This is a genomic window from Pseudomonas sp. SJZ131 (assembly GCF_007828705.1).
In the GTDB taxonomy this organism is placed as follows: domain Bacteria; phylum Pseudomonadota; class Gammaproteobacteria; order Pseudomonadales; family Pseudomonadaceae; genus Aquipseudomonas; species Aquipseudomonas prosekii.
This window is the reverse complement of record NZ_VIVC01000001.1, coordinates 498031-509941: the sequence shown is the minus strand read 5'-3', so window position 1 is coordinate 509941 and position 11911 is coordinate 498031. Positions and strand designations below refer to the sequence as shown.

General features: G+C 56.2%; 10 protein-coding genes. 3 read left to right on the top strand and 7 right to left on the bottom strand.

The annotated features are described in order from the left end of the window. Positions 1-87: 87 nt before the first annotated feature. From FBY12_RS02130 to FBY12_RS02115, 4 genes are all read right to left on the bottom strand, one after another. A complete protein-coding gene (locus FBY12_RS02130; RefSeq protein WP_145250667.1) occupies positions 88-810 on the bottom strand; it encodes a GNAT family N-acetyltransferase in 723 nt (240 codons plus the stop codon). Positions 811-906: 96 nt separating this feature from the next. Further along, the gene (locus FBY12_RS02125; RefSeq protein ID WP_145250664.1) at positions 907-1470 is read right to left on the bottom strand and encodes a YceI family protein; all 564 of its coding nucleotides are present in this window, start codon (positions 1468-1470) and stop codon (positions 907-909) included. Between the two features lie 577 nt (positions 1471-2047). After that, a complete protein-coding gene (locus tag FBY12_RS02120; RefSeq protein WP_145250661.1) occupies positions 2048-3460 on the bottom strand; it encodes a saccharopine dehydrogenase C-terminal domain-containing protein in 1413 nt (470 codons plus the stop codon). A gap of 150 nt (positions 3461-3610) precedes the next feature. After that, positions 3611-4969 (bottom strand): MATE family efflux transporter, encoded by a 1359-nt coding sequence (locus FBY12_RS02115; RefSeq protein ID WP_145250658.1) that lies wholly within the window; start codon positions 4967-4969, stop codon positions 3611-3613. A gap of 163 nt (positions 4970-5132) precedes the next feature. Between FBY12_RS02115 and FBY12_RS02110 the strand changes: the two genes are divergently transcribed. Continuing rightward, positions 5133-5555: a hypothetical protein gene (locus tag FBY12_RS02110; RefSeq protein WP_145250655.1), complete on the top strand. Its 423-nt coding sequence runs from the start codon at positions 5133-5135 to the stop codon at positions 5553-5555. Positions 5556-5758: 203 nt separating this feature from the next. Beyond that, positions 5759-6160, top strand: coding sequence for a GFA family protein (locus tag FBY12_RS02105; protein ID WP_145252292.1), 402 nt, complete (start codon positions 5759-5761; stop codon positions 6158-6160). Between the two features lie 81 nt (positions 6161-6241). On the opposite strand, the gene FBY12_RS02100 is transcribed toward FBY12_RS02105, so the two are convergent. After that, complete coding sequence (locus FBY12_RS02100) at positions 6242-6898, bottom strand: DUF2931 family protein (protein WP_092269793.1); 657 nt, start codon at positions 6896-6898, stop codon at positions 6242-6244. After that, a complete protein-coding gene (locus FBY12_RS02095; RefSeq protein WP_145250652.1) occupies positions 6898-8436 on the bottom strand; it encodes a DUF2235 domain-containing protein in 1539 nt (512 codons plus the stop codon). Before FBY12_RS02095 ends, FBY12_RS02100 begins: the two co-directional genes overlap by 1 nt. Before the next feature lie 218 nt (positions 8437-8654). On the opposite strand from FBY12_RS02095, the gene FBY12_RS02090 reads away from it, so the two are divergent. Further along, positions 8655-9173 (top strand): phage infection protein, encoded by a 519-nt coding sequence (locus FBY12_RS02090; protein WP_145250649.1) that lies wholly within the window; start codon positions 8655-8657, stop codon positions 9171-9173. Positions 9174-9269: 96 nt separating this feature from the next. Here FBY12_RS02090 and FBY12_RS02085 read toward each other — a convergent pair whose 3' ends face one another. Then, the gene (locus FBY12_RS02085) at positions 9270-11855 is read right to left on the bottom strand and encodes an EAL domain-containing protein (protein ID WP_145250646.1); all 2586 of its coding nucleotides are present in this window, start codon (positions 11853-11855) and stop codon (positions 9270-9272) included. Positions 11856-11911 lie beyond the last annotated feature (56 nt).

Here is an 11911-nt window from a genome sequence, read left to right as displayed (position 1 = left end):
GCGGTGGTTCAGGCGATATCAGTGCTGAATTGACTGACGCCATCGCGAGCAGGCTCACTCCTACAAGAAATTTGGTGGGCCGCGAAGTTACACCAAACGCAATCGTGAGGTGATGGCCGGTACGGCGGCGTCGCCCAAGCGCTCGCGGACAAATTCGTTGGCCTTGCGCGTCAGTTGGTCCAGATGCCGATCTCGCTGTTTTTCCGCATCGGTCATCGCCCGTTTGCCATTCTTCTGCAGCAGGTAATGGTGAATCTGCCGCACTTCCAGTGAGCTGTAGATCGGTGCCGTGTCGAGCACCGCCATCAAGCCATCGGTGCCGTGATCGCGGGTGTTCATCAGCACTTGCGTGGCGCGCACGCCGACCACTTGAAACCCCAGCGCTTCGAAATAACCGACCTTGGCCACGCTGCAGGTCAGTTCGGGGTGCGGGTAACGGCCGACCATTTCGCGCAGCATCGCGCGGGCCACACCCTGGCCCCGATAGCTCGCGTCCACGGCCATGTACGCTACGCCGCAGGCCTCGGGATCGTCCTTCACCGGCAGGTACAACACGAAGCCGATGACCTTCTGCGGGTCATCAACATCGGTCGCCACGATCAACTCCACCGCAACGCCCTTCGCCCCGTTCAACGCCTCCAGATAAAGGTGAACTTCGTAGCCGATCGCGTATTGGTAAACGTTGTACAACAGGTTGCTCGGCGGCAACGCGACGGCACTGATGTCGGTAAGGTTGTCGACCACCAGTTGCAGGACCTGGCTATTGATGTGCTCCGGGCACGGCGTTTTGAAATGGCTGATCTGGTGCATCGAAAGGCTGACTCCGGGGATAAAGACGTTGACGCGTTCGCAGCGGGCCCGCGCATTGTAACGCGTCAGCCGCCTCACGCCGCTCGCGTATTCGCGCTAGCGCTGGGGCGCGACGATGCGAAAGCGAATGTCGATGTTTTTCGACACCACGCTGTCGGCCCACTCCCCGGCGCCGATCTTGAAGTCATCCCGGTCGAGCGCAAACTCGCCGACAAATATGCCGATGCCGCTTTCCGCGCTCAGCTGGACCTGGACTTCTATCGGGCGGGTGACGGCTTTGAGCGTGAGGTTGCCGCTGAACAGATAGCGGTCATCGCCGAGGGCTCGGATGCTGGTGGACTGGAAAATCGCCAATGGATGCGTGGCAGTGTCGAACCACGCGGGTTTCTGCAATTCGCTATTGGCGTCGCCGCTACCCGCGTCAATGCTGGTCAGGTCGATGTGCAGCGTCGAGTGTGCGGCGTTGGGGTTTTGTGTGTCGAAATCGAGCGTGCCTTCGAACTTGCCGAAGGTGCCGTAGACCCGCGAGCCAAATTGGCTAAAGGTGAAACTGATCTGGCTGGCGGCGACATTGACCTCGCTGAACTCGGCGGCCTGGCTGCTGACGGCGAAGACCATGGCCGCCACCATGACGGCGAAATGCGGGAAGCGAAAGCGCATGGGATTCTCCAATCGGCGAATTGCCGGGATAGGAGGAATAAAGCAAAGAACCCGCGTTTGCGCCACCGCGACATGCGCCCGCCGCAAACCCCGCATCCACCAAAAATCCCGTAGGAGCAAAGCTTGCTCGCGATCGCGTCATCCCATCCAACACACACATCGCCTGACCCACCGCTTTCGCGAGCAAGCTCAGCTCCCACAGGATCTGCGCCGAGCACAAACCCCGCTCCCACCAAAAATCCCCTGTAGGAGTGAGCCTGCTCGCGATAGCGTCATCCCAGCCAACACACACATCGCCAGACCCACCGCTTTCGCGAGCAAGCTCAGCTCCCACAGGATCTGCGCCGAGCACAAACCCCGCTCCCACCACAAATCCCCTGTAGGAGTGAGCCTGCTCGCGATAGCGTCATCCCAACCAACACATACATCACCTGACCCACCACTTCGCGAGCAAGCTCAGCTCCTACAGGATCTGCGCCGAGCACAAACCCCGCTCCCACCACAAATCCCCTGTAGGAGTGAGCCTGCTCGCGATAGCGTCATCCCAGCCAACACACACAGCACCTGACCCAGCGCTTCAGCAACTCACAAACTGCTCAAACTGCCAGGGATCCGGCGCTTTACCCGGCGCACCAAATGGCTGCAGCACCCTCTGCGGCGGCTGCCAATCGGTCTGCACGCCGGTCAACGTACCGAGATAAGGCGTGGCGATTTCCAGCACTTCCTCGTAGTCCATTTGCTCCGCCTCGACGATGCCTTCGTTCGGATGGCGCACCGCCCAGACAATCCCCGACAACACCCCGGCAGCCACCTGCAGACTGGTCGCCGTGTTAAACGGCGCGATGGCCCGCGCCTCGTCGATGCGCAACAGCGAGCCATACCAATACGCATTCAAATCGTGGCCCATCAACAACACCCCGAGCGCATCGACGCCGCCCAGAACGATCTCGTCGTTCATGATTCGTTTATGGGTTTGCGGTTTCCAGCCACGGCCAATCAACTCGTCAATCGACAACAGCGCGTCGTCGCACGGGTGATAGGCGTAATACACAGTCGGTCGGTAGACTTCTTTGCCCAACTCGCGGACGGTCAGGTAATCGGCGGTGGACACAGTTTCGTGGTGCGTAATCATCCGCCCCAGGCACGCCCCGCCGAGCGGCGTCCAAGTGTAAACCTGCACACTGGCGCCCGGCCGTTCGAGAAAAATCGAGTTGCGCGAACCGAACTGATGACGCTGCGCATCCACCGGCCAAGTCTTCTCGTGCGTGCCCCAACTCAGCTCCGCCGGTTGCAGACTCTCACTCAAAAACCCATCGACCGACCACGTATTAACGAACTCGTCGTCCTCTTTGATCTGCCGGGTTTTCTGCGTATCGCGCTCGGCGACATGAATGACCTTCACGCCCATGTCCATCGCCAGCGCCGCCCAATTAACGCCCTTGCGCGTCATCGGCAACACAGTTTTCAGTTGCCCCGCCAGTTGCACCAAACCAGCCTTCAACAGATGCGAAATCAAACCCGGATTGGCGCCGTGCGCGACGACTGCCGTCGGGCCCTTATCAATCACTTCTCGCAGTTCAAGCACGCTATGCCGAAGCGCATAGTTGGTGCGCTGGGACAACGACATGTCCGGACTGTCATAACCGCCTTCCCAAGGTTCGACGCAAGTGTCGAGGTACAACGCGCCAACATGCGCGGCATAGTGCATCAGCGCTACCGAACTGACGCCCACTGAAACATTGACGATAAAGTCACCGGGATTGACGTAACGATCCAGCGTTTTTACATAGTTGTCTTGGGTCAGTTGCGCTTCGACGAACTCGACACCCTGCTGCACAAACCATTCGCGGTCTTCAATAATGGGTGCGAGTACGGTGATGTCGCCGACCGAAATATGCTCTTGCCTCAGCAACAGCGGCAACGTCGCCCGAGCAATAGAACCGAACCCGACAAATACGAACCTGCCGGTAAATACGCAGTGGTTGTCCATGTTGGTTGCGCCTCCATGCCTGTTGCCCGTTACACGGCCCGACAACTTAACGGTATGCAATCAACCTACTCGCGCCCTGCCCCGGCGACTACTGTCATATCTGACAGTCAGCCACCAAAGGATAGCTTTCAACTTAAGCAAACAACTGCGCTACACCAACCGCTCGATCTTCTGGTGCCGCCAGACGAACTTGTAGTAAGCCGTCTGCAACGCCAGCATGCCCAAGTAAGCCACCGGAAACGCCATCCACACACCTTGCAGTCCATAGTGCGTATCCAGCCAATACGCGACTGGCAACTGCACGCCGACCACACAGACAATTGAAATCGCCATCGGCACTAACACCGTGCCGCTGGCGCGCATGATCCCGCCGATAATTGCCTGGAAACCAAACACCAACAAACTCCACAACATGATGTGCAGCAGATGCTCAGCCATCGCTTGCGTCGTCGGCTCGGTAAGGAACAACCCCAACAACCAGTGCGACAACAGATAGCCCAGCAACACCAAACCACCGGTCAAACACACATTGATCAACAGCCCGGTGCGCAAGATCGGCGTAATCCGCTGTAGTTGCCCCGCGCCAATCGCCTGCGCGCCGAGAATCGATGCCGTAATCGCAATCGACAACGCCGGAAACTGCACGTAATTGACAATCTGCGTCACCGCCCCATACGCCGCCGTCGCCTGCGAGCCATGCTGATTGACCAATGCCAGAATCACCAACTCCGACGCCGACAACACCACCATCTGCAACCCCGTCGGCAAGCCGATGCGCAACACCTTGCCGAGAATCGCCAGGTCCAGACGCATCGCCGCAAACATCTCACGATCCGGCGCCAACGGATGCCCCTTGCGAATCAACCGCCACGCCAGCCACCCCATCGCCGACAAATTACCTACCAACCCCGCATACGCCGCACTCTGAATCCCCAACGGCGCAAAACCCAGCCAGCCTTTTATCAATGTCGGAGTCAGCGCCAGCCCGATACACGTCGAAACGATCAACGCCACCAACGGCGAAACCGTGTCGCTGACCCCACGCAACAACTGCGTAAACAGCACATAAACCAACAGCGACGGCATGATCCACATCATCACGTGCGCATACGCAACCGCGTCGTCCAACACATCCGCCGGCGTGCCCAAACCCTGCAACGCCGGCCTGGCAAAAATGCTCCCCAGCACCGCCGCAAGCAGCCCGATCATCGCGCCCAACAGCAACGTCGTCGCGGCGATGGTTTTGACCAAATGCGTTTCCCGCGCGCCCCAGGCCTGGCCGATAAGCACACCCGCGCCAGCCCCAAGTCCGATCACCAGAGCAATAAAGAAGAACACGATCGGGAACATCCCCGACACAGCCGCGAGCGCCTGAGTGCCGAGCATTTGGCCGATGTAGATGCTGTTGATCGTGCCCGACATGGATTGCAAAAAGTTGGAGAGGACCATGGGGGCGAGGAAAAGCAGGTAGGTTTTCCAGAGGGGGTATTGGGTGGTTGGGGTTGGCATTGAGAGTCCGTCTCGGATGGCGGGTGGGGCTTGGGGGATTCTACGCTAGAGGGGTTAGGTTGATGGGGTTGGATTTGGGTGATGCAAACAGCCCTCCCTATCCCTTCGAGAATGTGATAAATCAAGGCCCCCCATCCCAACGCAAAACATCTCAAGGACGACCATGAAATACGATGATGCAAGCTGGCACTATGGCGGAGACTTTCCCGCAGGCCAACCACAGGAGCACGGCGGCACACACATAGCGCTGTTCTTGAGATGGTGTTTTGTCAAAGGCTGGGCTGGCGACCTTCACGTCGAGGAAGAGCCTGAAGCCGTTGTCCAAGTGATCAACGGCGAACTCTCCGCCACCGAGTTTCTCTTCAGGTATTGCGATGGCAAATTTACGGAGGAGGATTTGAATGACGCTGGCAATGAGATCGCGGGGCAGTATTACGGAAGCCATGGCCTCTACCTGCAAGACTACGCCGACCACTTTGGCAACTTGATGTATGTAGCCCCGGAATCCGCGCACGATTTTGAAGAATTTTCCACGATACTGAATGCTCGGGTTAACAGTGGCGTGCTGATTGAATCAGAGGTCTAACCACGCTTCGCCGTCGTAAGCGGCTGGTCATTTCGTTGCGCGACGGCTGCGACTTGATGGACGTGATCGGCCGGCGCTTGCGAGCGCAGGTCAAGGAGTAAATGAAACGGGCGCCGTGTTGACGCCCGTTTTTTTTGTGCCCGTGATCGTCGTAGCATTGCGGGTCTTGCCTCTCCCCTACTTCTGTCGAGTAACCGATGACCATGGATGAATTTCATCAAGGAAGCTGTCTCTGCGGCGCAGTCACATATGAAGTGTCGGCGCCGCTTAAAGCTGTTTCGCATTGCCATTGCGCCAACTGCCGAAAGGCTCACGGTGCCGCGTTTGCGACTTATGCCAGCGCCCCGAGGTCGGCGGTTTCGATTTCGAGTAGCGTCGAGGCGCTCAAGCGTTTTCAATCGTCGCCCGGCATCACGCGGCAGTTCTGTTCTAACTGCGGGACTTCGCTGTTTTGGTCTGATGCGAACGGCACGTTTGCGGATTGGATTTCGATTGCAGTTGGCACACTTGATACGCCGTTTCGTGCGGCGAAGCAGCGGCATACGTGTGTGTCGGAGAAAGCGTTGTGGTTCGAGATTGAGGATCGCTGGCCGCAGGAGCAGTAATGGTTTTCGGTCAGTTGTGATTAATCTGCGATACAAGAAAACGGGCACCTCGAAGGTGCCCGTTTTTTAATGCAAAGATTTTTACCAACTACCGTAAGGGATGCCGTACTGATCGATGTAGCGCTTAGCCTTCTCACTTACGGGATAGGCGTACCGACCTTCATTCTTGCCTTGGTCGGGTCCTAAGGGCTCAATCTCCGCCAAACCTTTGGCAACCTTCACGGGTTGGTTACACGAGTCCCTGACCCAAACTTGCACAACTCCGCCAGGAGCCAGACCTAAATAAACAGAGGCCATAAACCTGGGTTCTTTTTCAGGAGTTGTGGAGCACCGCTCGCTGGTAGAAGAGGTCATGATTTGACGAGCTTTCTCCGGTATATCCACCCATGCCCGATAGGTTTTCTGCTCCACAATTGATTGCCACCTTACAAATATCCGAATGGGCAGATCCGCACCTACAACAGTTTTTCCGCTACCACCGACTCCCGTCCAGCCACGAGCTGACTCTTTTCCGTCTTCAGGTTCGCCACCCGCCGCACGCCCGCCGCCTGTTTTAAAAAACACTTTGCCAGTAATGTCCTGGACAGAGCTGTCTTCAACCCAGACCTTCATGTAGTCAGGCTCGGTAAAAGCGAGCTCCCATGCTTTTGCCTGGGTATCACTTGGTGCGGAAAGCGAGTAAGCAGACTGACAGCCTGTAATGAGTAACGCGCCCAGAAGCGATATCCATATTTTCATTACCAAAGCGTCCAGTCGGGTACATGAGGGTGTGTTACGCGGACACCGTCCTGCGTAGGTGCGTTGATGTAAACAGCCTTCAAACCGCTGCCATCATGTCGACCCAGGGGATGATTCCAGTTCGCCGACGTGTGAATGTACTTCAGTCTCAGCACCTGTTCTTCTTGAGGCGTAGTGCTGTAGTCGCCGGCGATGAATCTGTCGCTCATAGCTTGAAGTTCCTGCGGGACCGCCAGCCCGGAAGTATCGGGGATATCGTCAAACTGAACTCCTTTTTCCTTTGCCAACTTGTGCATCAGATGCAAGTAGACCCTCGACAGTTTTCCGCTTATAGGGCGTTTGAGCTGCAATGCCGCATAAACTCGCTTCATGGGAGGACTGAACCGGTCTTGCTGATCCCTTATCTGAATCGCTGGAGGCGTGACGATCTCTAAAAACTCTTCTGGCCACCCCTTGGCTAACCATTGGCTTCTGACCTTAACGGCATCGCGATAGATCGAGGTAGTCACTACATCCGTATGGATCGAAACTTCCAACGCTTGCATTGGGCTGATCAGTACACACTCCTGAGCTTCATCGAGATAACCGCCACCAATATCAGAGTGCACACCTGGCAAGGTAATCTCAGGGAAATCCGGCTTGATGCTACTGAGAGCAAAGTTGCCTCGACATTCGTCGCGGGCGGCTAACTGCACGACGTCGTCGAAAAACCTTCGATCCAAATAGAGCTTTATCCCCGTAGCGACGGAGCTCTTTATATTGCCCAAATTCGACCATCCGGCAATCGATGGCACGGTATCAAACAAACCTATAAAGCCCATGTTGATTCCGCTTTTGTACTGGGCGATGAAGTTTGAACTGAAAGCGTCTGAACTCCCGCGCAGCACATTCCCTAAAGGGCCTTGTGAGCCGCGTACAACTTCATTGGCAAAATGGCGAGCCGCCGCCGCACCTCGGCTGAACCCGAAAGTATCGAAGGTCAATGATGTGATTTCGCAGCCGGGATGGTTCGCGAGCACGTCATCAACACGTTGTTGTATTTGAGCGAATGAAAGCTGCACGCGCCCGGCGACGCCCGTATCACCCCTGCCGGTACCCTGCCCGACCAAGTTGTCTTTTTCGCCCGACAGAGTGCCGATACCTTCCATGTAGATCATGCGAGATGCGCGTTTTTGTGGGCCCTCGCCTTCAGCCTTTTGCGGTGCGTAATACAGGTCACTCAGCTTTTTTATATTGCTGACGTCATTGCCATAACTACTGTCAGGATCAGCCATAAACGGCTTGCAACTGGGGTCAATGTCCGACGCAGTTATGGGGTTGTGCGCACCACACAACAACCCCGCAGCCGTATTATTCGCGTTGTTGCCCGTGCCATCGAAGAACACGCCAATTCTCAGCGTAATGCTGATTTTTTCTTTTTGAGGAGCCGGCGCCTTACCGTGTTTCTCATATTCCGCCCAGCGTCGGGCATGCATATCGACAGGTTTGGCCTCGTCGTATCGATAGTCTTTGGGGGGGTTGGGGACGTAGCCACTCATTCCTTGATTTCCTGCTCCTGGGTGCAACGGGCGTCGAGGGTGCCACTGCGGGTCATTTCAGGCAACGCATAGCCAGATGCCATCACTCAAACCATAGGCACTGCATTCCGACCATTACCAGCGTCGATAGTTACCATCACGACAATGAAGTTCTCATAAAAAATCTGCGGCGTAACATCCGCTCCATACCCAACTAACAACACCCGGAGCACACGATCATGAAACGCCAAATCCTTCTCAGCATCGCTTTCTCGGTTTTCGCAGTTAACGCTTTCGCCGCTTCCTCTGCCCACCAAGCTGTCGCTGAAGGCGGCTCGGATCGACTGATTGAAAGCCGCGTGGCTGAAGGTGGTTCGGATCGTTTGAACCAGAATCGTGTTGCTGAAGGTGGCTCGGATCGTTTGATCGAGAACCGCATTGCCGAAGGTGGCTCGGACCGTTTGAACCAGAACCGCGTTGCTGAAGGTGGTTCCGACCGTCTGAACCAGAACCGCATTGCCGAAGGTGGCTCGGACCGTCTGAACCAGAACCGCGTTGCCGAAGGTGGCTCGGACCGTCTGAACCAGAACCGCGTTGCCGAAGGTGGTTCCGACCGTTTGAACCAAAACCGCGTTGCCGAAGGTGGCTCTGATCGTCTTCAACAGAACCGCGTTGCCGAAGGTGGCTCTGATCGTCTTCAACAGAACCGCGTTGCCGAAGGTGGCTCCGACCGTCTGAACCAAAACCGCATCGCATGAATGAAGAGTTCTAAAGCAGTCCGCCAAGAAAAAGCCCGGCCTAATCAGCCGGGCTTTTTCGTATTTGGCGTTGCAGCATCTACACCGCAACCAACTTCAAACACTGCTCTTATCGGCACTCATGTCAGCGGCTTCGACCAAGGCGTCAAACGCGTCGATGTCCAGCGGTCGACTTAAGAAGTAACCCTGCCCTTCATCGCAAGACACCGCTTTGAGCAGCTTCAAGTGTTCAGCTGTTTCGATGCCTTCGGCGGTCACGGTCAGGGACAGCGCGCGCCCGAGGCCGACGATGGCCTGGACGATGGTTTTGTCATCGTCATTTTCTTCCAGTCGATTCAAGAAGCTGCGGTCTATCTTCAAGCCGTCAAACGGAAACGCGCGCAAGTAACTCAACGAGGAATACCCGGTGCCGAAGTCGTCCATGCAAATGCGCACACCGAGGCGCTTGAGGTTTTTCATGACTTCCAATGCGCCAGCGGCATCATCCAGCATCACACTTTCAGTGATTTCCAACTCTACGCGAGCCGGATCGATTCCGCTGTTGTTGAGCGTTTTCTGGATGCGTTCGAACAAGTTGCCAGTTTTGAATTCGATCGGTGAAAGATTGACGGATACAAAGAGGTGCTGCCGCCACTGCGCGGCTTGACTGCAAGCGGTGTTCAGCACCCAGTTGCTTAAAGCGAGGATCAGTCCGGATTCTTCGGCAATCGGGATGAACGTGTCGGGAGATATCAAGCCGCGTTCGGGATGCTGCCACCGCACTAGCGCTTCAGCGCCAACCATGCGTCCATCGGCGATGGAATAACGTGGCTGGAAATACAGCCGCAGTTCGTTGTTCTTGATGGCGAAGCGCAAATCGCTTTCCAGACGCCGGCGCTCGATGATCCTGACGTTCATATCGCCGGCATAGTAGCGCCAGGTATTACGCCCGGCGGCCTTGGCTTCATACAGCGCAATATCGGCATAACGCAGTAACTCGGCGGCCTCAAGTGCATCGGTTGGCGCCATCGCGATGCCAATACTGGCGCTGACGAACACTTCCTGTTCATCCAGCGCTATTGGCCGCTCAATGGAATCAATCAATCGGCGGCAGAGTGCTTCAACTTCTACCGAGGAGTTCATGTCGGTCAGGATCAGTACAAACTCATCGCCGCCGATCCGTGCCACCAAGTCCCCTTCGCGTACGCAATCTGCCAAGCGGCTGGAAACTTCATTAAGTACCAGGTCGCCGGCCGCGTGCCCGAGTAAATCGTTTACCGGTTTAAATCGATCAAGATCCAGGCTGAGCATTACCAACGGTTGCTCAACTGTCGGCAACGCCTTGAGTTTGCCGTCAAGAAACTCCTGCAGCCGCGTTCTGTTGGGTAGCCCGGTGAGCGCGTCATGTTGTGAAAGAAATTCAATCCGGCGGCGCGCTTCTACTTCCTCGGTAACATCCGTCGCCGTACCGCGAAATCCTTCGCCGGACATTTCCCGAGCGGACAGGCGCGTGATGCGTTCCCGTCCTTTTATATCGACATAACGGCATTGAACGCTGATATCCGGGCGACGATTGGGAATGCTCAGCCATTGCGACAAAGTGCCTAACTCAGTGCTCAACAGATCGTCTATTGATGCGCCGGTCCAGGCGGTTCTGGAAAGTCCGGTGACTGCTTCGAACCGCTCGGACAAGAAGGTCAGACGCCAATCAGCATCTATTTCCCAGACCCAATCCGAACTGGCTTCAACCACATCACGAAAACGCGCTTCACTGGTGGCCAACGCCTGTTGACTGCTTTGCAGCGAGGCGTAACTGGCGTCGAGCACCAGCGCCCCAGCAGTTGTGCGCCGCAAAATGGCCCACGTCATCAAACACACTAACAACGCGGCAATACCGATCAACGGCAAGCCTATTCCCAACAATCGCAGGCCAGGCCTGGATGAAGTCCAGTAGAGGCTGCCGATTGCCGCGTTATCACTTAGGGGAGCAGCAAACGCTGCACTCATTTCATCGGGCGTCGCGACATGCAAGCGCGTCACTCCGAAGTCGTTTCCCATCAACTCAAGCTTGGCGCTGTTAAGCAAGTTGACGAAGATCAACACCGACGCGGGCCGATCATCAGCCACGGCTGTTGGGTCAGTGCCCGGTGTTATAGCCGCCGCGGCGACAAGCGCCGGCGCGCCATTAACGTTGATAAACGCAGTTGTAGGCGTTTCCGTTTCTGCGCCCGCGCGCGCCTGATCGACTATCGCGGTAATCGATTGACCAAGCCATTGCGAGACTTCAACCGCTTTCAACTCACCCTTGATCACCGAATAAACCGTGCGATTGGCATCGTTGACCACAAACAGGCCTTGAAAGCCAAAATCGGAATAGATAGTTGGCCCGATATTCTGTCGAACGAAGGCCCAATCGGCGTCGACTTCAACGTGCAAGTGCCTGTAGGCATCACCCCAGAACGCATAATCCCTGACGGTCGAAAGCATCGACTTTTCCAGCGACTGCATTGCCTTCTTCGTATAAAACGCACTTTCAACTTCTTCCGTGCGATCCAGGTCATTTGCCAGATACACCAGTGAAACGCTGGCAAGCACAAATACCCCTGCCAGCAGCGCAACAAACTTGAACAAAGAAGCGCGGGCTAGCGACAGGCTTGAGCGATCAGTGAGGCGATTGGCAATTGAGGCGAGATTGTTCGGCATAGATTCCCGCAGTCGTAGAGGCGAGTTGTTGTATCTGAAGTTATCGGCCGGGTCTG